Source organism: Thioclava sp. DLFJ5-1 (assembly GCF_002020115.1).
Classification (GTDB): domain Bacteria; phylum Pseudomonadota; class Alphaproteobacteria; order Rhodobacterales; family Rhodobacteraceae; genus Thioclava; species Thioclava sediminum.
Genome location: NZ_MPZU01000001.1, coordinates 240,028 through 262,628, shown reverse-complemented (window position 1 = coordinate 262,628; position 22,601 = coordinate 240,028). Strand labels below are relative to the sequence as shown.

At 63.1% G+C, this 22,601-nt stretch carries 23 protein-coding genes; 3 read left to right on the top strand and 20 right to left on the bottom strand.

The annotated features are described in order from the left end of the window. Positions 1-10: 10 nt before the first annotated feature. The 18 genes from BMI86_RS01295 to groES form a co-directional block, all read right to left on the bottom strand. Positions 11-451, bottom strand: a complete 441-nt coding sequence (locus tag BMI86_RS01295; RefSeq protein WP_078539423.1) for a hypothetical protein — start codon at positions 449-451, stop codon at positions 11-13. A gap of 140 nt (positions 452-591) precedes the next feature. Continuing rightward, positions 592-939, bottom strand: a complete 348-nt coding sequence (locus BMI86_RS01290; RefSeq protein ID WP_078539422.1) for a hypothetical protein — start codon at positions 937-939, stop codon at positions 592-594. A gap of 244 nt (positions 940-1,183) precedes the next feature. After that, complete coding sequence (locus BMI86_RS01285) at positions 1,184-1,609, bottom strand: hypothetical protein (RefSeq protein WP_078519306.1); 426 nt, start codon at positions 1,607-1,609, stop codon at positions 1,184-1,186. 176 nt (positions 1,610-1,785) lie between these two features. Beyond that, on the bottom strand, positions 1,786-1,983 hold the full coding sequence (locus BMI86_RS01280; protein ID WP_078539421.1) for a DUF2892 domain-containing protein: 198 nt from the start codon (positions 1,981-1,983) through the stop codon (positions 1,786-1,788). A gap of 101 nt (positions 1,984-2,084) precedes the next feature. Beyond that, positions 2,085-2,957, bottom strand: coding sequence for a 3-hydroxyisobutyrate dehydrogenase (gene mmsB, locus BMI86_RS01275; RefSeq protein ID WP_078539420.1), 873 nt, complete (start codon positions 2,955-2,957; stop codon positions 2,085-2,087). Further along, entirely contained in the window at positions 2,954-4,000 is a 1,047-nt protein-coding gene (locus BMI86_RS01270; RefSeq protein WP_078539419.1) for an enoyl-CoA hydratase/isomerase family protein, read from the bottom strand. The genes mmsB and BMI86_RS01270 overlap by 4 nt, the downstream gene beginning before the upstream one ends. Continuing rightward, positions 3,997-5,142 (bottom strand): acyl-CoA dehydrogenase family protein, encoded by a 1,146-nt coding sequence (locus BMI86_RS01265; RefSeq protein ID WP_078539418.1) that lies wholly within the window; start codon positions 5,140-5,142, stop codon positions 3,997-3,999. The genes BMI86_RS01270 and BMI86_RS01265 overlap by 4 nt, the downstream gene beginning before the upstream one ends. A gap of 127 nt (positions 5,143-5,269) precedes the next feature. Continuing rightward, the gene (locus tag BMI86_RS01260) at positions 5,270-6,736 is read right to left on the bottom strand and encodes a mannitol dehydrogenase family protein (protein WP_078539417.1); all 1,467 of its coding nucleotides are present in this window, start codon (positions 6,734-6,736) and stop codon (positions 5,270-5,272) included. Between the two features lies 1 nt (position 6,737). Next, positions 6,738-7,502 carry an L-iditol 2-dehydrogenase gene (locus BMI86_RS01255; protein WP_078539416.1) on the bottom strand — a complete coding sequence of 255 codons (765 nt, stop codon included), beginning with the start codon at positions 7,500-7,502 and terminating at the stop codon, positions 6,738-6,740. Continuing rightward, entirely contained in the window at positions 7,499-8,494 is a 996-nt protein-coding gene (locus tag BMI86_RS01250) for an ABC transporter ATP-binding protein (protein WP_078539415.1), read from the bottom strand. The genes BMI86_RS01255 and BMI86_RS01250 overlap by 4 nt, the downstream gene beginning before the upstream one ends. A gap of 12 nt (positions 8,495-8,506) precedes the next feature. Further along, positions 8,507-9,337, bottom strand: coding sequence for a carbohydrate ABC transporter permease (locus tag BMI86_RS01245; RefSeq protein WP_078539414.1), 831 nt, complete (start codon positions 9,335-9,337; stop codon positions 8,507-8,509). Positions 9,338-9,341: 4 nt separating this feature from the next. Then, positions 9,342-10,214 carry a sugar ABC transporter permease gene (locus tag BMI86_RS01240; protein WP_078519297.1) on the bottom strand — a complete coding sequence of 291 codons (873 nt, stop codon included), beginning with the start codon at positions 10,212-10,214 and terminating at the stop codon, positions 9,342-9,344. Positions 10,215-10,301: 87 nt separating this feature from the next. Continuing rightward, positions 10,302-11,621, bottom strand: coding sequence for a sugar ABC transporter substrate-binding protein (locus BMI86_RS01235; RefSeq protein WP_078519296.1), 1,320 nt, complete (start codon positions 11,619-11,621; stop codon positions 10,302-10,304). A 137-nt stretch (positions 11,622-11,758) separates the two neighbouring features. Further along, positions 11,759-12,706 (bottom strand): sugar-binding transcriptional regulator, encoded by a 948-nt coding sequence (locus BMI86_RS01230; protein WP_078539413.1) that lies wholly within the window; start codon positions 12,704-12,706, stop codon positions 11,759-11,761. A 5-nt stretch (positions 12,707-12,711) separates the two neighbouring features. Further along, positions 12,712-13,380, bottom strand: coding sequence for an HAD family hydrolase (locus BMI86_RS01225; RefSeq protein WP_078539412.1), 669 nt, complete (start codon positions 13,378-13,380; stop codon positions 12,712-12,714). A 72-nt stretch (positions 13,381-13,452) separates the two neighbouring features. Further along, on the bottom strand, positions 13,453-14,592 hold the full coding sequence (locus BMI86_RS01220) for a hypothetical protein (protein WP_078539411.1): 1,140 nt from the start codon (positions 14,590-14,592) through the stop codon (positions 13,453-13,455). Positions 14,593-14,770: 178 nt separating this feature from the next. Then, positions 14,771-16,414 carry a chaperonin GroEL gene (gene groL, locus BMI86_RS01215; protein WP_078539410.1) on the bottom strand — a complete coding sequence of 548 codons (1,644 nt, stop codon included), beginning with the start codon at positions 16,412-16,414 and terminating at the stop codon, positions 14,771-14,773. Between the two features lie 65 nt (positions 16,415-16,479). Then, positions 16,480-16,767 (bottom strand): co-chaperone GroES, encoded by a 288-nt coding sequence (gene groES, locus BMI86_RS01210; RefSeq protein ID WP_075774612.1) that lies wholly within the window; start codon positions 16,765-16,767, stop codon positions 16,480-16,482. Between the two features lie 198 nt (positions 16,768-16,965). Between groES and BMI86_RS01205 the strand changes: the two genes are divergently transcribed. Next, entirely contained in the window at positions 16,966-17,967 is a 1,002-nt protein-coding gene (locus BMI86_RS01205; protein ID WP_078539409.1) for a TraB/GumN family protein, read from the top strand. A gap of 141 nt (positions 17,968-18,108) precedes the next feature. Further along, positions 18,109-19,029 carry a manganese-dependent inorganic pyrophosphatase gene (locus tag BMI86_RS01200; protein ID WP_078539408.1) on the top strand — a complete coding sequence of 307 codons (921 nt, stop codon included), beginning with the start codon at positions 18,109-18,111 and terminating at the stop codon, positions 19,027-19,029. Between the two features lie 288 nt (positions 19,030-19,317). Here the strand turns inward: BMI86_RS01200 and BMI86_RS01195 are convergent, their stop codons facing one another. Both BMI86_RS01195 and BMI86_RS01190 read right to left on the bottom strand, forming a co-directional pair. Continuing rightward, positions 19,318-20,835, bottom strand: coding sequence for an acetyl-CoA hydrolase/transferase family protein (locus BMI86_RS01195; RefSeq protein WP_078539407.1), 1,518 nt, complete (start codon positions 20,833-20,835; stop codon positions 19,318-19,320). 205 nt (positions 20,836-21,040) lie between these two features. Beyond that, positions 21,041-21,427, bottom strand: a complete 387-nt coding sequence (locus BMI86_RS01190; protein ID WP_083075284.1) for a response regulator — start codon at positions 21,425-21,427, stop codon at positions 21,041-21,043. 468 nt (positions 21,428-21,895) lie between these two features. On the opposite strand from BMI86_RS01190, the gene BMI86_RS01185 reads away from it, so the two are divergent. Further along, positions 21,896-22,576: a Crp/Fnr family transcriptional regulator gene (locus BMI86_RS01185; protein ID WP_078539405.1), complete on the top strand. Its 681-nt coding sequence runs from the start codon at positions 21,896-21,898 to the stop codon at positions 22,574-22,576. Positions 22,577-22,601 lie beyond the last annotated feature (25 nt).

Below are 22,601 nucleotides of genomic sequence, written 5' to 3'. Positions count from 1 at the left end.
GACCGCGGGCTCAGCGCCGCGCGGTGCGGCCGATGACTTCCATGACCTTGTGGTCTTCCGCACCCACTTTGTAGATCACGCCGCGTACTCTGTAGTAGCGCCAGGCGCCGGTCACGATCGGCAGGTCGTAGCGGCGCAGGTTCAGGATCATCGAATGCTGATAGACCGGGAAGTCGTCGCCGACGCTGAACTCGGGCTCCATCTGGCCTTGCAGCACCCAGCGCGCCGTTCCGTTGGTCGTGGCGACCTTGCAGAACGTGTCCCCCGTCGTGAGCGTCTTGCACTCCGGCGCGGCTTTTGCAGCGGTCTTGGTCTCGGCTGTGGCATTGCCCATGTCGATCTTGCCGCCGCGCATCACTTGGACCCCTTGCGCCGATCCTTCGGCGGAGGCGAGGGCGGGCAGGGCGCAGATCAGCGCGATCAGGGCGAGCGGGCGTGTCACGATCCTCATCACGAAAGCCTAGCCACGCAGATACCATCGGGCAATGAAATTGAGAATCGACGCATGTTTCTGTCCTCCAAGCTTTTGAGGACAAGAAAAAACGGGCGGAGTGGTTCCGCCCGTTCGTAACTTTCCGTCTGGACTGTGGCTCAGAAGCCGACGACGTCCGAAGCTTTGCCGATCTGGGCGATCACTTCGCCGTTCTCGGGGCTGACTTCGTAGATGTAGCCAAACGAGCGCCAGTAGGTCGCGTCAGCCTTCAGGCCGAATGCGTCGGGCTGGCGGAGGCGAACGTGGTTCTCGGTGATCTGCTGGCCAACTTGCCACAGAAGGTTGTTACGAACCGAGGGCTTTTCAGCATTTGCCTGGTTTGCGACCGAGACGCTCGAAGCGAGTTTCGAACCTGCGGCGCTCATCGGACCATCTGCGAGAGCTGCCATCGGGGTAAGGGCTGCACCGATCACCGCGATCAGCGCGATACGGGGAAGATAAGTCATGCGCGTTTCCTTTCGTCTTGGTGGACCAAATGCCGCATTGCGGCGAAAAGGTCCATTGCAGATTCCGCATTACCGCTATGCACGCGTTTGTGTGCGATTGTGTGCCGGCGGTTTTGCTAGGGCGCTGAAAATGCTTAAATAAATTCTAATGGTGGTTTCAGAAAATATGAAAGACCCGCGCAAACACGCGCGGGTCTTCACTTTTCGTAACGTCATTTTGAACGTCGTTTCTGCGTTTGCGCGGTCAGTTCCCGAGGATCGAACGCGCGAGTCCGATCAATGCGAGCACTTCGCCGGTCTGACGGTCGACCTGATAGACGTATCCGTTCGAACGCCAGTAGGTCCGATTGTCGTTTAACCCGTAGCGATTCGGGTCGCGGATCAGGACGTAGTCACCAATGATCCGGTCGCCGCGACGCCAGCGGTGGTCGGCGTCTCGCCATGCGTCATCGCGCTCGTCGTCATGGCGATAGCTCTTCTTGGCGAGGCCCGGCGGGCGGCAGCCATTGTTCTTCTTGGCCAGCCCCGGCGGGCAGCCCTTGTAATTGCGCTCCGCGTGGCCGCGGTCGTTCTTCCACTTGCCGTGGCCATGCCCGTCGGCAAGGGCCGCACCGGGCAGAAGGCTCGCCCCGAGGGCGGCGGCGAGGGTAAGCTGGGTCAGGCGTTTCATGTGACCTCTCCTTTCCATAAGCGCCTCAGGCGCGTCTCGGGATATGAATGACCATACCTGCCGAGCCGTTCCATTGCGGAATCGAAACATACCTTCTCACAAGCAAGACCCCGCCGAAGACACGCAGTCCTTCGGCGGGGTCCGGCTCGCCCAAGGGCGAACTTAGGTCGTAGGGGTTACTTCTTGCAGGTGTTGACGCCCAGCATCGAATAAAGCGGGCAGGTGCCCAGCAACCCGGTCGCAAGCGGGATCAACCCGATCCAGTACAGCCAGTGATAGGGGCTGGGCGGGGTGACGAAGAAGCCGATGATCAGGGCCAGCCCGATCACGATGCGCAGAGTGCGGTCGATGCCGCCGACATTGTTCTTGAACATGCAAAGCCCTTTCGGTGGCGCAGTTTCCTTTGATCTTGATACTGTTACGCAAGCTCAAGCGGCAAGGATTAACTGCTGGAGGCGCGGTGACGCGCCCCCGCTCAGCTGCGCGAGCGCTTCTCGAACCGCGGCAGCATGGCCGAGAAATCGCGCCCCTTGCCGCCTTCAGCTTCCACGAAAGCTGTGTAGAGTGCAGAGGCGAGCTTGCCCATCGGCGTGTCGGCATCGGCGCTCTCGGCGGCCTGCTGGCTCAGCCGCAGGTCCTTGAGCATCAGCTCGGCGGCGAAACCCGGCTTGTAGTCGTTGTCGGCAGGCGATTGCGGCCCGACGCCCGGCGCGGGGCAATAGGTGTTCATCGACCAGCTCTGACCGGAAGAGGTCGAGACCACGTCGAACATCTTCTCGCGATCGAGGCCCAGCTTGTCGGCCAGCGCGAAGGCTTCGCAGGTCGCGATCATAGTCACGCCGAGGATCATGTTGTTGCAGATCTTCGCAGCCTGACCGGCGCCCGCTTCACCGCAATGCACGGCCTTCTGGCCCATCACGTCGAAGAGCGGCTTCACGATCTCGAAGCTCTTGTCGTCGCCGCCCACCATGAAGGTCAGCGTCCCGTTGGTCGCGCCGCCTACGCCGCCGGAGACCGGCGCGTCGAGCGAACCGAGGCCACGCTCCGCCGCCATCGCGGCGACCGCTTTCGCGCTATCGACATCGACGGTCGAGCAATCGCACAGCACCGCATCTTCCTGCATCGCCGGGATCACTTCCTTGGCGACGTCGCGCAGGATCTGGCCGTTGGGCAGCATGGTGATGACAACCTCGGCCTCCTGAGCCGCCGCCGCTGCGGTCGTTGCCTGACCCACGCCCTCGGGCGGCGGGGCGGTGAGGTCGAAGCCGATCACCTTGTGACCCGCGGCGACCAGATTGGCCGCCATCGGCCCACCCATGTTTCCAAGCCCGATAAATGCGATTTTCATGGTGTCTCCTCCCAGATGGCCCATTCGGGGCCGAGCGGCTCCAGCATCTGCGCGACCGCCTCTTCCGGCAGCGCATCCAGAGCGTATTTCCATTGCGGATTGCGATCCTTGTCGATGATCTGCGCCCGCACGCCCTCGAGAAAATCACCTAGCTCCGCCGCACGCCAGGTAAAGCGGAACTCATGGGTGAGGGCGGCGCGGATGGTGTTCTCGGCGCGGGTCATGCGGATCAGGCGCAGCGTCGCTTCCATCGAGAGCGCGGAGTTGCGCAGCACCGTCTTGTAGGTCTTCTCGGCGAACTCGCTGCCCGAGGTCTCGAGCTTGGCGACGATCGCGCTGAGGTTCTCGGCCCAGAAGATGCGGTCGATCTCGGGGCGCAGGGCCTCCAGCTTGCCGGCTTCGGGCGGGGTGCGCGGATGGGGTAGGGTGTCGATATTGCCGGTCTCGATGAGCCGGGTCTTCAACTCTTCCCAATCGGTCTCGGGCACGAACATATCGGCAAACCCCGCATAGAGCGCGTCGGCCGCGTTCATCCGCGCCCCGGTCAGGCCGAGATATTCGCCCACATGGCCCGGCGCGCGCGCCAGCAACAGCGTGCCGCCCACGTCCGGGATCAGCCCGATCCCGCTTTCGGGCATCGCCACTTGCGTGCTTTCGCCCACGATCCGGTGGCTGGCATGGCCGCCGACGCCGACGCCTCCGCCCATGACGAAGCCCTGCATGAAGGCGACGATGGGTTTGGGATATTCCGCGATCTTGGCGTTCATCCGGTATTCGTCGCGCCAGAAATCGCGCCCGGGCGCATAGTCGCCCGCGATCCCGGCCCGGTAGACGGCGGCGATGTCGCCGCCCGAGCAGAAGGCGCGATCGCCCACCGCGTCGATCACGACAAGATCGACCTCCGGATCGTCGCGCCATCGATCGAGGGCCGCCTCGATCGCCATGGCCATGTCGTGATCGAGCGCGTTGAGCGCCTTGGGTCGATTGAAGGTCAGCCGTCCGGCGCGACCTTCTTTTCGTGCGATCATCGTTTCTTCGGTCATCCGCGCTCCGCCAGCATCGCGCGACTGACGATCAGCCGCATGATTTCATTCGTGCCCTCAAGGATCTGGTGCACGCGCAGGTCGCGTACGAGCTTCTCGATCCCGTAATCGGCAAGATAGCCGTAACCACCATGCAATTGCAGGCATTGGTTTGCCACATCGAATGAGGCATCCGTCACATAGAGTTTAGCCATGGCGCAGAACTTCGTCGCATCATGGGTCTTATTGTCGAGCTTCCACGCCGCCTGGCGCAGGAAAGTGCGCGCGGATTCCAGTTTCACCTCCATCTCGGCGAGGCGGAATTGCAGCGCCTGAAACTGATCGAGCGATTTGCCGAAGGCCTTGCGCTCGCCCATATAGGCCAGCGTCTTGGTCAGCGCGGCCTGCGCGCCGCCCAGGGCGGAGGCCGCGATGTTCAGACGCCCGCCATCGAGGCCTGCCATCGCATAACTGAAACCTTTGCCCTCTTCGCCCAGCAGATTCTCCGCCGGAATGTGGCAATCGTCGAATTGCACCTGCGCGGTCGGCTGAGCTTTCCAGCCCATTTTGCGCTCCAGCCCGCCGAAGCTGAGCCCCTTTGCGCCGTCCTCGACGACCACGGTGGAGATGCCCTTGGGCCCCGGATCGCCGGTGCGGACCATCGTCACGTAGACATCCGAATAGCCGCCGCCCGAGATGAACGCCTTGGTGCCGTTGAGCACCCAGCCCTCGTTCGAACGCTCGGCCTTGGTGCGCAATGCCGCCGCGTCTGAGCCCGAGCCCGGCTCGGTCAGGCAGTAGGAGAAGACTTTCTTCATGCTGACCAGATCGGGCAGCCAGCGCGCCTTGTCCTCGTCCGAGCCGAACTTGTCGATCATGCCGCCGCACATGTTGTGGATCGACAGGAACGAGCCCACGGCCGGGCAGGACATCGCCAGCGCCTCGAAGACGAGCGTGGCATCGAGGCGCGACAGTCCCGATCCGCCATAGTCTTCGGAGACGTAAATGCCGCCCAGACCCAGCTCGGCCACTTTCGGCCAGAGTTCTTTCGGGATCGTGCCCGCCTCTTCCCACGCCTCGGCATGGGGGGCGATCTCGTCTTGCCCGAAGGCGTAAGCCATATCGAAAATGGCCTGCTGTTCCTCGCTGAGCGCGTAATCCATGAAACTCCTCCCCGAGCTCACTTTCGGCAAAGGCTCGACCTCAACCGGATGAATTGAACACCCGTTTAATTTCGAATCCTTGCGAGAGTTTTGCAAGGGGGGAGCATCGAGGGAAGGGGGCGGGCCGTCAGCCCGCCAGATAATCCGCGATCACCGAGTGCGAGCCGCGCGCCCAGACGTCGTTCAGAAGCGCTGTGAATTTCGCCACGACCTCGGCATTCTCGGCCAGATCGCCGTAGATTTCCGACATTTCCAGCCACGCGGCGGGACGTTCCTTCGCCAGCTTCGACTGCGCGACGAGGTGATCCCAGTTCGGATCGTTCGGCGCGATCTCCGCCCCGGTCTCGCTGGTGCCGTAGCAATAGCGGCACCACAGCGCGCTTTCGAGGATCAGCCCGGTGCAATCGCGGCCCTGCGCGACGCAGTCGTTGATCGAAGTGATGATGAATTTCGGCTGCCGGTTCGACCCGTCGAGGCACAGGCGGCGGATCGTGTCGGCCACTTCCGGGTTCGAGAAGCGGTCGAGGATCAACTGCTTGTAATCGTTCAGATCTGTCTCCGGCACCGGCGGCACGATGGGCAGGATCTCGGTCGTCTCGATCTTGTCGAGATAGGCGCGGATCTGATCGTCGGCCATCGCCTCATGGGCGTATTCGATGTCGCGCAGCCCGGCAGCATAGGCGATGATCGCGTGACCGCCATTGAGAATGCGGATTTTCATCGTCTCGAACCGGTCGACCGCATCGGTGAAGGTCACGCCGACCTTCTCCAGCGCAGGGCGGCCAGCGGGGAAATTGTCCTCCATCACCCATTGGCGGAAGGGCTCGCAGGTGACGGGGGCGGCGTCCTCGATCCCGAAGCTTTCGGCCAATGCGCGCTCGCGCGGGCCGGTGGCCGGGGTGATCCGGTCCACCATCGAGTTCGGGAAGGCGACATTGGCCTTGATCCACGCGCTCAATTCCGGGTCCGACAGTTCCGCCAGCCCGCAGACCGCGTCGCGCGTGACATGGCCGTTATGGGGGACGTTGTCGCAGCACATCACGGTGAAAGGCGGCACGCTCGAGGCACGGCGCGCCTTCAGCGCCGCGATGATCGCGCCGAAGGCGGTCTCGGGGGCGTCGGGGTTGGCCGCATCGGCTTGAATGTCGGGATGGGTCGGGCTGAACGTCCCGGTCTTCGGGTCGATGTAATAGCCGCCCTCGGTCACGGTGAGCGACACGATCCGCACGCTGGGCTGCGACATCGCGGCGATCAGCGGGGCGTTGCCCGAGGCGACCTCGGCGAAGCCGACCATCGAGCCGATCACGCGCGCCGATTTTGCCGCCGGGTCCAGCTCGATCACGCTATACAGACCGTCTTGCGCCAGCACTGCCTCGCGCATCTTGGCATCTCCCGGGCGAACGCCTGCGCCCATGAGCGCCCAGTCATGGCCTTCGCCAAGCTCGAACAGATCGTCGAGATACACCGCCTGATGCGCCCGGTGGAAATTGCCGCAGCCGATATGAACGATGCCGGGGGTGAGCGCGGCACGGTCGTAACCGGGGCGCGCCACGTCTGCGGGAAGCTCGGAGAGGGTGTCGTTGGAAAGTGTCATATCAGCTCATCCAGTTTCCGCCGTCGACATTGTAGGTCTGGGCGACGATGTATTCGGCCTCGTCCGAGGCGAGGAAAACGGCCATGCCGGTCAGATCGGCAGCGGTGCCCATGCGGCCGAAGGGGACGGCTTCGCCCACCTCTTTTTTCTTCTGGCCCAAGGGTTTGCTCTCGTATTTCGCGAAGAAGGCGTCGACGCCGTCCCAATGCTCGCCATCGACCACTCCGGGTGCGATTGCGTTCACGTTGATGCCGTGTTCGATCAGGTTCAGACCCGCCGATTGGGTGAGGCTGATGACAGCGGCCTTGGAGGCGCAATAGACCGCCACCAGAGCCTCGCCACGCCGCCCGGCCTGAGACGCCATGTTGATGATCTTGCCGCCACGGGCTTGCGCGATCATCTCTTTCGCCGCCGCCTGCATCATGAACAGCGTGCCTTCGACATTGATCTTGAAGACGCGGGCGTAGTCTTCGTGGGTGATCTCCACGAGGGGGGCCGCCGTGAAGATCGCTGCGTTGTTGATCAGGATGTCGATCCCGCCCGAGGCGCGCATCTTCTCCATCGCGGCGTCGATGCTGGCCGGGTCGGTCACGTCGAGCTTCAGAGCGACAGCACCGATCTCGGCTGCGGTGTCTTCGGCCCGCGCGATGTCGATATCGCCGATCACGACCTCGGCCCCTTCCGCGATGTATTTCTCCGCGAAGGCGCGGCCGATCCCGCGCGCGGCGCCGGTGATCAGGGCGCGTTTGCCTTTCAGTCGCATCAGATTGCCTGCCCTTGCGCGTCGAATTTATGAAGCTGGCTCAGATCAGGCGTCAGGTAGACATTGTCGCCCGAATGCAGGCCGATCTCGCCACCGCCGCGCACGTTGATCAGGCCATACTCGGTCTCCACATGCAGGAACGTGTCCGATCCCAGATGCTCGGAGACGCCGACGGTGCCTTTCCACGCGCCTTCCGTGGTGGAGACCTCGATATGCTCGGGGCGGATGCCGATGCTGTCGGCCCCGTATTTCGCGGCCTCGTCGCCTTCGATGAAGTTCATCTTGGGCGAGCCGATGAAGCCCGCGACGAACTTGTTGCGCGGCGTGCGATACAGCTCGAGCGGAGAGCCGACCTGTTCGATCCGGCCAGCCTGCAGCACGACGATCTTGTCGGCCATGGTCATTGCCTCGACCTGATCGTGCGTCACATAGACCATCGTGGTCTTGAGCTTCTGGTGCAGCTCGGAAATCTCAAGACGCATGTTCACGCGCAGCGCCGCATCAAGGTTCGACAGCGGCTCGTCGAACAGGAACGCCGCCGGTTCACGCACGATGGCGCGGCCGATCGCGACCCGCTGACGCTGACCGCCCGAAAGCTGGCCGGGACGGCGGTCGAGATAGTCGGTCAAGTTGAGAATGCGCGCGGCATTGTCGACCTTCTCCTTCGCCGCCGCTTGATCGAGCTTCGCCATTTTCAGCGGGAAGGCGATGTTCTTGCGCACCGACATATGCGGGTAGAGCGCGTAGCTTTGGAACACCATCGCCAGACCGCGCTTGGCGGGGGGCAGTTCGGCCGACGGTTGACCGTTGATCTCGATTTCACCGCCGGAGACATCTTCCAGGCCCGCAATCAGGCGAAGAAGGGTGGATTTGCCGCAGCCCGAGGGGCCGACGAAGACGACGAACTCGCCATCGTTGATTTCCAGATCGAGCGGGGGGATGACCTCGACATCGCCGAAGGCCTTGCGGACGCCCTTGAGGGTTATCTGTCCCATGGGTTTAGCTCCTTATTTCACGGCGCCGAAGGTCAGGCCACGCACCAGCTGTTTCTGGCTGAACCAGCCGAGGATCAGGATCGGTGCGATAGCGAGCGTCGAGGCGGCAGAGAGTTTCGCGTAGAACAGCCCTTCGGGGCTGGAATAGGCGGCAATGAAAGCGGTGAGGGGGGCGGCTTTCGCCGCAGTCAGGTTCAGGGTCCAGAACGCTTCGTTCCAGGCGAGGATCACGTTCAGCAGAAGCGTCGAGGCGATACCGGGCACGGCCATCGGGGTGAGCACGTAGAGGATCTCGCCCCCCAGCGTGGCCCCGTCCATGCGCGCGGCTTCGAGGATGTCCTTCGGGATTTCCTTGAAGTAGGTGAAGAGCATCCAGATCACGATCGGCAGGTTCATCAGGCAGAGCACGATGACCAGACCTGTCCGGGTATCCAGCAAGCCCCAGTCGCGGAACATCAGGTAGATCGGGACGAGCACGCCCACCGCGGGCATCATCTTCGTGGACAGCATCCACATCAGCACGTCCTTGGTGCGCTTGCCCGGCACGAAGGCCATGGCCCAAGCCGAGGGGATCGCGATCACCAGCGCCAGCAGGGTGGAGCCGAACGAGATCACCACCGAGTTCATGAAGTGGCGGAAGTAGTTCGAGCGCTCCTGCACGACGTGGTAGCTGTCAAACGTCCAGGACGAGGTCAGCACGTCCCAGGGCGCCTTGATCGCGTTGCCCTCGGTCTTGAACGACAGGATGATCGTCCAGAGGATCGGGAAGAAGATCACGAAGGCCAGTGCCCATGCGATCACCGACATGATCACGCGGCGGCGGTTTGATACTTTGCGCGCCATTGGATTACGCCTCCAGGTTCTTGCCGATCATCCGCATCAGGAAGATCGCGACGATATTTGCGAGGATCACGGCGATCACACCGCCAGCAGCGCCTCCGCCCACGTCGAATTGCAGCAGCGACTGGACATAGACGAGATAGGTCAGCGTGGTGGACGCGTTGCCCGGGCCGCCATTCGTGGTCACGAGGATTTCCGCGAAGGTCGAGAGTAGGAAGATCGTCTGAATGAGGATCACCACGGTCGCGGCGCGCGCCAGATGCGGCAGCATGATGTAGAAGAACCGCGACAGCGCGCCCGCGCCATCCATCTCGGCGGCTTCCAGCTGCTCGCTATCGAGCGATTGCAGCGCGGTCAGCAGGATCAGCGTCGCGAAGGGCAGCCATTGCCAGGCCACGATAATGGTGATCGAGAGCATCGGCGCATGGGCGAGAAAGTCGTATGGTTGCAGCCCTATCGCCTTGGCGAGATAGGCAAAAATGCCGTTCACCGGATTATAGAGCATGTTCTTCCAGACCAGCGCGGACACGGTCGGCATGACGAAGAAGGGCGCGATCACGAGAACTCGCACGATGCCTTGGCCGAAGATCGGCTGATCGAGCAGCAGCGCGAGCAGGATGCCACCGAACACGGTGATCAGAAGCACACCCCCCACCAGTACCAGCGTGTTGATCAACGCGGTGAAGAAGGCGGGATCGGTCAGGAAGTAATAGTAATTGTCCCAGCCCACGAAGCCGCCCTGACCGGGCATCAACAGGTTGTAGCGCTGGAACGAGAACCAGATCGTCATGCCCAATGGCACTGCCATCCAAAGAAACAGCAAGATGACGGATGGCGAAATCATAAGGCGCGCGGCAGAGCGCGAGGCTTGCGTGGACATCGGTCCGGCTCCGGTTATCGGGAGTTGCAAAAAGAGGCACGGGGCGGTCAGACCCAAAATGACCGCCCCGGCCAGGGAGGGGGCAGGTTACTTGATGTAACCGGCCTTCTTCATCTCACGCTCGGTCAGGCTTTGTGCGCTTTGCAGCGCCTGATCGGCCGAGACTTGCCCTGCGAGAGCCGCCGAGAACTGCTGACCGACAGCGGTGCCGATCGCCTGGAACTCGGGGATCGCGACGAACTGGACGCCCGTATAGGGGACCGGCTGGACCGAGGGGTTCTTCGGGTCAGCCGCGTTGATCGAGTCGAGCGTCAGCTTCGCGAAGGGCGCCGCTTCGAGATATTTCGGGTTCTCGTAGAGCGAGGTGCGGGTGCCCGGGGGCACGTTCGCCCAGCCCTCTTTCTCGGCAACCAGCTCGGTGTAGTGCTTGGAGGTCGCCCATTCGATGAAGGTCTTGGCAGCCTCTTCCTTCTGGGTGCCCGCCGGGATCGCCAGCGACCAGGCCCAGAGCCAGTTCGCGCGCTTGTCGACGCCTTCCTTGTTCGGCGCGAGCGCGAAGCCCACCTTGTCGGCCACGGTCGAGTCCTGCGGGTTGGTCACGAAGGAAGCCGCCACGGTCGCGTCGATCCACATGCCGCACTTGCCCTGCTGGAACAGCGCGAGGTTCTCGTTGAACCCGTTGGACGAGGCGCCCGGAGGCCCGTATTTGTTCATCATGTCGAGATAACGCGTCAGGGTCTCTTTCCACGGCGCGGTGTCGAATTGCGGGGTCCAGTTCTCGTCGAACCAGCGGCCGCCCATCGAGTTGTCCATCGCGCTCAGGAAGGCTGCGTTCTCGCCCCAGCCGGCCTTGCCGCGCAGACAGATGCCGTAGACTTCGTTGTCCTTGTCGGTCATCGCCGCGGCGGCTTTCTCGATGTCGGACCAAGTCGGCTTCTCGGGCATTTCCATCCCGGCCTTTTCCATCAGGTCCTTGCGATACATCACGAAGGAGCTCTCGCCGTAGAAGGGCGCGGCATAGAGGTGATCGTCGACCGTCAGGCCCGAACGGATCTGCGGCAGCAGGTCGTTCACGTCATAGCTGTCGGGCATGCCGTCGAGCGGCACGAGCCAGCCCTGCTTGCCCCAGATCGGAACCTCGTAGGTGCCGATGGTCAGCACGTCGAACTGACCGCCCTTGGTGGCGATGTCGGTGGTGACCTTCTGGCGCAGAACGTTCTCTTCCAGCGTGACCCATTCGACTTTGATGTCGGGATGCTCGGCGTAGAAGTCGTCCATCAGGCCCTGCATGCGGACCATGTCGCCGTTGTTCACGGTCGCGACGGTGATGGTGGTCTCGGCGGCCGCGGCAGTCGCAAGCGCGCCAAGAGCACAGGCGCCCATGAGCGCCCGGATCGTGTAAGTCATAGATTTCCTCCCTTGAGTTTTGAGCATATGCCCAAACTGTGAGAAAATATTCACAAACACGACCTAAACTGTCAATCCAGAATTACTGCGATGTCTTGAATAATTGTTAACGCTGACAGTAACGCCTTGTTTCGGCGTCAGTCTTCCAACAGGGCCTGGGCCGTCGGCTCATCGGTCACGAGCCCGTTAAGAAGCCCGCCTGCAAGAGCTGCACGAATCGCGACCAGTTTCGATGGGCCGGCTGCGATGCCGATCACCGGCGCCTCGCGCTTGGGCTCAATCCGGAACGAGCCGAACCGTGCGGTGGTGGGGGTGGCGATGTAATTGCCCTGCGCATCGTAGAACGAGCCCACGAGCTCGCCCACGCCGCCCGCGTCGCGCAATTCCTCCAGCTCGGCAAGGGTGACGAAGCCGTCCTTGTAGACCGGTGCGTCCTCGCCCAACTGACCGACGCCCACGAAGGTCGCATCCGCCGCCGCCGCAAGCCGCTGCACCGCCTGAACCGGCTTGAGCTTGTCGAACATCGCGCGCTCTTCCACCGTCTCCGAGATCACCGGCACCAGCATCGGGTAATGCGGCAGGCGCAGCTTGTCGGCCATGCGCATGATGACGTCGTAGAACGAAGCCGAGCCGTCGGGCGCGATGTTGCCGATCAGCGAGACGATTTTATGCGCGGTCGCGGGGCGCTGCATCACCTCGTTCACCATCGCCGACAGCGAGCGCCCGGTGCCGAAGGCGATCACCTGTGGCTCGGAGCGTGCGAGGATGCGTTCGAGAAGCGTGGCGGCGAAGGCCGCAGTGGCCGCAGAGGGATCGCCCCGTTCGCCTAGCGAGGGCGCGACGCGCGCTGTCTGCAGGCCGAAGCGCCGGATCAGCGCCGCTTCCAGTTCCAGACAGGCCCCGATCTTGTGCTCGATGCGCACCCGCACCAGCCCCTCGGAGACCGCGCGGCTCACCAGCCGCTGCGCGCGTTGGCGCGAGACGCCCAGCTCGGCGGCGATCTGGTCCTGCGTCATTCCGCCGACATAATAGAGCCATCCGGCCCGTGCCGCCTCGTCATCGCGCGAGGTTTCGGCGTCACTCATACGGTTCACGAATCTTTCTCCCTAGTCGGCTCATTCTGGAAGAACTCGGTGAAATGCGCAAATTCGCGATGCGGCTGCGCGTCCTCGGGCGGGGTCAGATCGCGCCCGGCCAGATGGCTGCCGCCGGTGAAGCGCCAGACTTCCATACCGGCCGCAAGCCCGGCGCGGATGCCGTTGAGACTGTCCTCGATCACCAATGTGCGGGCAGGGGCCGCGCCCATCTTCTTTGCCGCATGGAGGAACAGATCGGGGGCGGGTTTGCCATGCGCGACCTCGCTTGCCGTGAACAGCCGGTCGCCCACCCGTTCGCGCAGCCCCGCGATTTCCAGCGAGCGTTCCGCGCGCGGCTGGCTCGACGAGGTGGCCACGCACCACGGCACGTCCAGCCTCTCCATCACATCGGCCACGCCCGGCATCACCTGCAACTCGCGCTCGAACGCGTCCAGCAGTCGCGCGCGATATTGCGCCTCGAACTCCTCCGGCAGATCGAGCCCGAATTCGTAGCGGATCTGCTTCATCACGGTGGGGTAGGAGCGTCCGAGGAAATGCCGCGCGACATAGTCGAGGTCGATCGCCACCCGCAGCTTGGCAAGCTCGTCGATCAGCATCTGCGCCGAGATGATCTCGGAATCGATCAGCACCCCGTCGCAGTCGAAAATCACCAGTTCGGTCATGGTTCCTCCCCCCTGTCCTTCGCGCAGCGATAGCGCGCGAAAGCAGCGATGGCCAGAGGTGGGGAGGGACGGTCAGGCTGCGGCGCCTTGCGCGCCGATCCCGGTCACGCGCAGCACGATCGCGCCCGCGCCGAACAGGAAGATCGCCATCATGCCGAGCCAACCGACCCAGGGGATCATGCAGATGAGCGCCCCGATCAGCGCACCGCCGAAGGCCGCCAGCGCGCATTCTCCATTGGTGACGGGATGGCCGCGCCCGATCAGATCATGCGCCCAGGCGCCGATGACCCAGATGCCCACGATGTAGCCGCCGAAGCCCAGCACCAGCACCCCGAGCAGCGAGAACGGAATAAGCACGATGCCGATCACCGTCATCGCGAGCAGCAGGATCGACCCGACCAGCGCAGAGAGCCCGATGAAGCCCGCAAGCCCTGCGCGCAACGGATGGGCGAGGCTGCGTTGGCGCATCCGGTCCATGAAGCCCGGCGCGAAGACGGCAAGAAGCGTGGCCACGATCCCGACCACGAGCACGCCGCCCAGCCAGTCGCGGGTCTCGATGAGGTAATTGCGCTCCGGGGCTGCGCGCGTCTTCGCCTGCTCGAACTCCTTCGCCTCATGAACGCTGACCTGATCGGCCGGGGCGACGCTGGTAGGTACGCTCACCTCGCCGGGCGTGTCGGTGTAGACTTGGACCTTGCCTGTCACCGTCGCGCCATCGCCCCAGGTGACGGTCTTTGTCCCCAGCACCAGATCGCCCGAGATCTCGGTGTCGATCTGTGCGTCGTCGGCGCCGATGATCACGCTGCCCGCGACCGGGGCCTCAAGCCGGACCTGCTGGCCCATCGCACGCAGGTTGCCCGAGATCGGACCCTTGATGGTGAGCGCCTGACCCGCGAGCGTGGCCGCGCCCGCCACCGGGGCGTCGAGGTCGATATCCTGTCCCGCCGCGTAGAGATCACCGCCCACCTGCGCGCCGATCACGATATTCTGGCCCGCCATATGGGCCGCGCCGGTGATCGGGCTGCCCAATGTCACATGCTGACCGGCGGCGAAAAGATCGTGGATATTCTCGCCCGTGGCGCTCACGGTGCGGCCCGCGAGATAGGCGTCACCGCCGAAGCGCCAGTCCTGAGACTCCTCGGCCATTGCGACCGAGGCGGTCAGCGCGACGGCAAGGCAGGCGAGGGATTTGACGAGGAAACTGCGCAACATGACCGGGGCCCTCCAGCGAAAGTGACGTCGGAGGAGAGCATAGCGCCATTCACTCGCGGCGATGTGACATAGCTCAATGCGCGCGGCGATATTTACCATCTGCGACTTGCGCATGTGAAAAGGGGCGCCCCTTTCGGAGCGCCCCTTCCCATTAGATCCCTGAAGCGGGAACGGCTGATTACATCATGCCGCCCATGCCGCCCATGCCGCCCATGTCGGGGGCACCGCCAGCGCCTTTCGGCTCCGGCTTCTCGGCGATCATCGCTTCGGTGGTGATCAGCAGGCCAGCAACCGAAGCCGCGTCTTCGAGCGCGGTGCGGGTCACTTTAGCCGGGTCGATCACGCCGAACTCGAACATGTTGCCGTACTCTTCGGTCTGCGCGTTGAAGCCGAAGTTCAGGTCGTCGCTCTCGCGGACCTTACCGGCCACGACAGCACCGTCCACACCGGCGTTCTCGGCGATCTGACGCAGCGGCGCTTCGAGAGCGCGCTTGACGATCGCGATACCGGCTTCCTGATCGGAGTTCGCACCGGTGAGACCGGCGAGCACTTTCGCGCCCTGAACGAGGCTGACGCCACCGCCGACGACGATGCCTTCCTGAACGGCCGCACGGGTCGCGTTCAGAGCGTCGTCCACACGGTCCTTGCGCTCTTTCACTTCGACTTCGGTCATGCCGCCGACGCGGATGACAGCAACGCCACCGGCCAGTTTCGCGACGCGCTCTTGCAGCTTCTCGCGGTCGTAGTCCGAGGTGGTTTCCTCGATCTGGGTGCGGATCTGGCTGACGCGCGCTTCGATCTCGGCCTTGTCACCAGCGCCTTCGACGATGGTGGTGTCGTCCTTGGTGATGGTCACCTTCTTGGCGGTGCCCAGCATGTCCATGCCGACGTTCTCGAGCTTCATGCCGAGGTCTTCCGAGATCACCTGGCCGCCGGTCAGGATCGCGATGTCCTGCAGCATGGCCTTGCGGCGGTCGCCGAAGCCCGGTGCTTTCACGGCTGCGATCTTCAGGCCACCGCGCAGCTTGTTGACCACGAGGGTCGCGAGCGCTTCGCCTTCGACGTCTTCACCGATGATGAGGAGCGGCTTTTGCGACTGGATGACTTGCTCGAGGAGCGGGACCATCGGCTGCAGCGACGAGAGCTTCTTCTCGTGGAGCAGGATGTAGCAGTCTTCGAGTTCCGCGACCATCTTGTCGGGGTTGGTCACGAAGTAGGGCGACAGGTAGCCACGGTCGAACTGCATGCCTTCGACGACTTCGACTTCGGTCTCCATGCCGCGGGCTTCTTCCACGGTGATGACGCCGTCATTGCCGACTTTCTGCATCGCGTTGGCGATCATCTTGCCGATGGCTTCTTCGCCGTTCGCCGAGATGGTGCCGACCTGAGCGACTTCGTCCGAGTCCTTGACCGGGCGAGCAGCGCTCTTGATCGCGTCGACGACTTTCGAGGTCGCGAGGTCGATGCCGCGCTTGAGGTCCATCGGGTTCATGCCAGCGGCCACGGCTTTCAGGCCGTCTTTGACGATCGCCTGAGCGAGCACGGTGGCGGTGGTGGTGCCGTCGCCAGCCTCGTCATTGGTGCGCGAGGCGACTTCTTTCACCATTTGCGCGCCCATGTTCTCGAACTTGTCCGAAAGCTCGATCTCTTTGGCGACCGACACACCGTCTTTGGTGATGCGCGGCGAGCCGAACGACTTTTCGATCACGACGTTGCGGCCTTTCGGGCCCAGCGTGACCTTCACCGCGTCGGCGAGGATGTTGACGCCGTCGAGCATACGATCGCGGGCGTCGGTGGAGAATTTCACGTCCTTGGCTGCCATGTTTGTTGGCTCCTTGACTGAGTTGTTCTTGGGATATCAGGGGATCTCGGTAAGGGCAGGGCGCCTTACGAGATGATGCCCATGATGTCGCTTTCTTTCATGATGAGCAGCTCTTCGCCGTCGAGGGTCACTTCCGTGCCCGACCACTTGCCGAAGAGAACGCGGTCGCCAGCTTTGACGCCCGGCGCGATCAGCTCGCCCGATTCCTTGCGCGCGCCGTCACCCACTGCGACGACTTCACCCTCTGCGGGCTTTTCTTTCGCGCTGTCGGGGATGATCAGGCCACCCTTGGTTTTTTCTTCGCTCTCCACGCGCTTGACCAGCACACGGTCATGAAGCGGTTTGAATGCCATCTGGGTCACTCCCTAAAGGTTCCAGGTTCGAAAACTTTTAGCACTCGTCACTGGTGAGTGCTAACGATGGCGGAGTTAGTCATTGGGGCGGGTGGGTGTCAATAACCGGAAGGCGAATTTTTTGCGTCAATTCGAACGATCCGGGCGCGGCGATTTCGCCTCTATGCGGAATGCAGATCGCGTGGCACTCTCGCCGTCATGAAACTCGCCACGTTCCTTCGGCCGCTGCTGGCCCCCGCGCTCTCGCTCTGCCTTGCACTGCCCGCTTGGGCCGAGTGTCGCGGCAAGAATATTTTCGATGCGCTGCCCGCAGCCGAGCAGGAGGCGCTGACCGCCGAGGCCGATTCCGCGCCCTTCTCTCGCGGATTGCTGTTCTCTGCAACCAAAGGCGAAGAAAAGATCACGCTGGCTGGCACTTACCACCTTCCCGATCCGCGCCATGACAAGCTGGTCGGCGCGCTCTCGAAGGCGCTCGACGATGCGTCGCGGCTTCTGGTGGAGGCCGGTCCGGACGAGCAGGGGAAGCTGGAGCATGCGATCAAGACCGACCCGACGCTGATGTTCTCGACCGGCAAGACGCTGCCGCAGATGATGTCGGAGCAGGACTGGAACATGACCAAGGCGGCGCTTGCCGCACACGGGATGCCCGCCTTCCTCGCGGCCAAGATGCGGCCCGCTTTCGTCGCGATGACGCTCTCGCTGCCGCCTTGTGCGACGGCCGAGCTTGCGAAGGGGCAGGGAGGTCTGGACCTGCAGGTGATGACCGCGGCCGAGGCCGACGGCGTGCCGGTCGAGGCGCTCGAGCCGTGGGATACCGTCTTCAAGCTCTTCAACGGAATCACCGAGACCGAAGCGCTGGAGATGCTGCGCGCGGCGGTGATCGGTGCGCCCCTGGCCGACGATATGGGCGTGACGATGGGCGATCTCTATTTCCGGGGCGAGCCGCGTCTGATCTGGGAACTGGCGCGCTATCAGGCGGTCGCGGCGGGCATGGATGCCGACGAGGTCGAGCGCCAGATGAAGCTCTCCGAGGACCTTCTGATGGTCGCGCGTAACCAAAACTGGCTGCCCGAGATCGAGGCGGCGGCAGAGGATGGCCCCGTAGTCGTGGCGGTAGGCGCGCTGCATCTGTCCGGCGAAGAGGGGCTGTTGCGTCTGCTCGAAAAGGACGGCTGGACGATCAAGCGGCTCGATAGCTGATCAGTTGAAATGCCGCCTTTGCGGGGCGCCCGCCCAAGGTTCGGGCGCGCCCATTTCCGCATCGCGAGACCCCTAGGTGACAAGCCCAGACACAGCGCCTATAACCTGCGCCGACAGATGATTATCCGAGAGGATCTCCCCATGACGATCAAGGTTTTTGGCCATAAGGCTCCCGACACCGACTCCACCGGCTCGCCCATCGCCTGGGCGTGGTATCTCAATGATGTCAAAGGCACTCCGGCCAAGCCCTGCCTGCTGGGTGAGCCCAATACCGAGGCCGCTTTCGTCATCGAGCATTGGGGTCTCGACAAGCCCGAGATCATCTCTGACGTGGAAGAAGGCGAGGACGTGGTCGTCGTCGACACCAACAACCCCGCCGAGCTGCCGAGCGGCATCAACGCAGCCAACGTCATCCAGATCATCGACCACCATAAGCTGACCGGCGGGATCGAGACCAAGGGCCCGATCGACATCACGATGCGCCCGCTCGCCTGCACCGCGACCATCCTCTACGATCTGATGGGCGACGACGTGGCCAAGGCCCCGCGCGGCATCAAGGGCGCGATGCTCAGCTGCATCCTGTCCGACACGCTGGAATTCCGCTCGCCCACCACCACCGATCACGACCGCGCCGTCTGCGACGCGCTGGCAGCGGATCTGGGCATCGACATGCACGAGCTGGCCGAGAAGATGTTCGAAGCGAAATCGGACGTCTCCGCCTTCACCGATGCGGAATTGCTGCGGATGGATTCCAAGGAATACCCGGTCGACGGCACGAGCTTCCGCGTCTCGGTGCTGGAGACCACCGCACCGAAGATGGTGCTGGACCGGAAGGCCTCGCTGATGTCCTCGATGGAAGAGGTCGCGAAGGAAGACGGCGTCGATCAGGTGCTGCTCTTCGTGATCGACATCCTGAAGGAAGAGGCGACGCTGCTGGTGCCGAACGATCTGGTGAAGGGCGTGGCCGAGAAGAGCTTCGATGCGACGGTCGAGGGCGACACTGTGGTGCTGCCAGGCGTGATGAGTCGCAAGAAACAGATTATCCCGTCGCTCAAGGTCTGAGCCGTTCGGGATTTGGGATGGGGAAGGGGCGTCTGGTCGGACGCCCCTTTTTCTTGTATGGTCGCGGAGTTGGGCGCGCGCCGGCCGCAATCATAAAGCGGGGGCATTTTGCTCTGGCGCGGGGCGACCAGCCCCGGGCCGCGCCCGACCCTCCCCCCCGGGAGGGCGCATTGGCGATGTCGTCGCGGGTATCACCGTCGTCCGGGCTTGCGAGATAAAGCGCCAAGCCACGCGCGTATCAAAGCGCCCACCCGAAGATCGGGCGCGGCCCTCAGCGCCTTGAGATCGTCAAACCTCCATAGTCCCCGTTTCCACAAACCGCTGGTGCCAGCTCAGCGCCTCGCCCAGCAGGTTCGGGGCGTGATTGGCGAAGCTGCCTTTCTTCGCGCGTTCGAAATAGTCGCGCAGCATCGGGCGATAGGCGGGATGGGCGCAGGTCTCGATGATCGTCTCGGCGCGCTGCTTCGGAGACAGCCCCCGCAGATCGGCCAGACCCTGCTCGGTCACGATCACCTGCACGTCCTGCGCGATGTGATCGACATGGGCGGCCATCGGCACGATCGCGGAAATCTTGCCGCCCTTCGCGACCGACGGCGTCATGAAAATCGACACATAGCCGTTGCGCGCGAAATCTCCTGAACCGCCGATGCCGTTCTGGATCTTCGAGCCCATCACATGGGTCGAGTTCACGTTGCCGTAGATATCCGCCTCGATCAGTCCGTTCATCGCGATACAGCCCAGACGGCGCACCAGCTCGGGGTGGTTCGAGATCTCCTGCGGGCGCAGGATAAGCTTGTCACGGAAATAGGCGGCGTTGTCGTTGAAATACTGCGCCTTCTCGGGCGAGAGCGAAAAGGCGGTGGCCGAGGCCATGCGCAGCTTGCCCGCCTCGATCATGTCGAGCATCCCGTCCTGAATGACCTCGGTGAAGGCGGTCATCTGGTCGAAGGGTGCCTCGATCAGCCCGGCCATCACGGCATTGGGCACGTTGCCCACGCCCGATTGCAGCGGCAGAAGCCCGCGCGGCAGGCGGCCCTGTTTCACCTCGTTGCCAAGGAAGTCGAGGATATGGCCCGCAATCGCCTCGGCCACCGCATCCGGCGGGCTGAAGGGCGCGTTGCGGTCGGGCGCGTCGGTCTCGACCACGGCCACGACCTTCGCAGGGTCCACCTCGAAATAGGTCTGCCCGATCCGGTCGTCGGGTTTCACCAGCGGGATCGGCACGCGGTTCGGGGGCAGGGCGGTGCCGTAATAGATGTCATGCATCCCCTCGAGCAGCGGCGACTGCCAGCGGTTCACTTCGAGGATGATCTTGTCGGCGCAATCGAGCCAGGTCTTGTTGTTGCCGACCGAGCTCGACGGGATCAGCTTGCCGTCCTCGGTGATGCCGGAGATTTCGATCACCGCCGTGTCGAGCTTGCCCATGAACCCCATCCACGCCATCGGCGCGACCTGGCTCAGGTGCATGTCAAAATATTTCATCTGGCCCGCATTGATCCGCTCGCGCGCGATCGGGTCGGAATTGTAGGGCAGGCGGAATTCGATCCCGTCGGCCTTCGCCAGGGCACCGTCCAGCTCGGGGCCCGTCGAGGCGCCTGACCAGATCTTGACCTTGAAGGGACGGCCCGCCGCGTGCTCAGCCTCGATCCGCGCGGCCAGCGCCATCGGTACCGCCTTGGGATAGCCCGAGCCGGTGAAGCCAGACATGCCGATGGTCGCGCCATTGTCGATCAGTTCTGCAGCCTCTTCGGCCGACATGACCTTGGCGGCGAGCCCGGCATGGGCTTTGCGGATCGTATGGTTCATGGACAAGCGCCTCCTTCGCGATGGTTCGGTCGCGATGGCGCGGAACGGGGCTCCTCTCTGCCCCGCATGGCCGCGCGACCTCGTGTTCCGCTGACGAGGAACGCGAGGATGCGCGGGATGTCCATGTTTGGCAGATATGCGCCGAGTGCATAACAAATGTCGCAGGGCGCATGGCATGTCGATCTCAGCGCCAGTGGCGCGGAAATCAGGCTTCGGCAAAACCCATCGAAATCAGGGCATTGGCGAAATCGTCATTGGTGAAGGGCTTGATCAGCATTTTGCCTTCGGGAAAGCCGTCCATCATCACGGATTGTTCATCATATCCGGTCGAGTAGAGGATCGGCACCGCACGTTCGCGCAGTGCCTTGGCAGCTTCCAGCGAGGTTTCGTCGCCAAGATTGATGTCGAGCAGCGCCATCGAGATGTCATTGCCGCCAGCAATATGGAGCAATGCTTCTTCGACAGTGCCGAAGATGACCACATCGCGCGCGCCGAATTCGCTCAGCATCGCGGCCGCATCATAGGCCACGATCATCGCGTCTTCGAGCACCAGCGCGGTGCCGTCGATCCGAGGGGGGGAACAAAGAGTCACGAGGACCGCCTAGCCGCGAGGCGGGCACCGCTTACGCGGATCTCGCTTCGTTCGTGTTGGAAAATCCGGGGCATCAGCTTCCTGTCATTGCAGATTACTGCATTTGGAGGGTGAGAGGGATCGTGGTCGATCCGACGTCAGTATAACGATTTAGGCTTCAGCCCGATTGTCGGTGCACTGAGAGGCCTCTTCAGCCTTCCTGCACCTCGTAATCTCCGGGGTCATTTAACTATGACATACTTCTGCAAAGCGTCTAGCTGGCAGGAATCCCACAGGGCTGCCTGTTACACAAGCGATCGTGAACATGCGGGGCGCAGATAGTGAGGGAAATAAGGGGAAATACGGAATCCACCCACGAAATTTGAAAGGAACCTGCCACGGTCCTCCGCGTTGCCTTATGACGTAAAAGTGAGCCAAGGCATGACACGCAACTTTAGAAATTGTCCCTTCGTCGATAATCCCGCCTTCATGGCGCCCGATGCGCACGAGGAAGCAATCGCCGAAGCCGCCCGCGCGGGCGAGCTACGGATGCCCGCAGGGCAGACCGTCGTGATGGAAGGCAACGAGCCGCAACGCTTCTTCACCTTGCTCGAGGGCCAGGCGATGCGCTACCGGATGCTGGAAGACGGGCGGCGCCAAGTGCTCAATTTCCTCTTCCCCGGCGATCTGATCGGCCTCGACGCCATCATGATGGGCATGGCCTCGCATACGACCGAGGCGCTGACCCCGGTAAAGCTCAGCGTTTTCGACCGTAAACAAGTGTGGGAGCTTTTCTCGAAGATGCCGCAGCGCGCGATGATGCTGACGTGGCAGGTTGCGCGCGAGGAGCATTTCCTGAGCGACGCGCTCGTGACGGTCGGGCAGCGCTCGGCGCGCGAGGCGCTCGCATGGGCCTTCGTCACTCTCTTTGAGCGCGGATCGCAGACCGGGCTGGTGCGCGACGGCAAGATGCCGTTCCCCGTCCGGCAGCAGGATCTCGCGGATGCGCTCGGGCTATCGCTCGTTCACACAAACAAGACACTTGCCCGTCTGCGGTCCGAAGGGCTCGTCAGATGGGCGCAGGGGATTCTCGAACTGCCCGATCTCGAAAGGCTTGCCGATATAGGAGTCGTCGAGCTGGGGGCCGGGCCACCGCGCTACTATTTATAGTCGCGCAGGAGAGTGGCGGAATTCC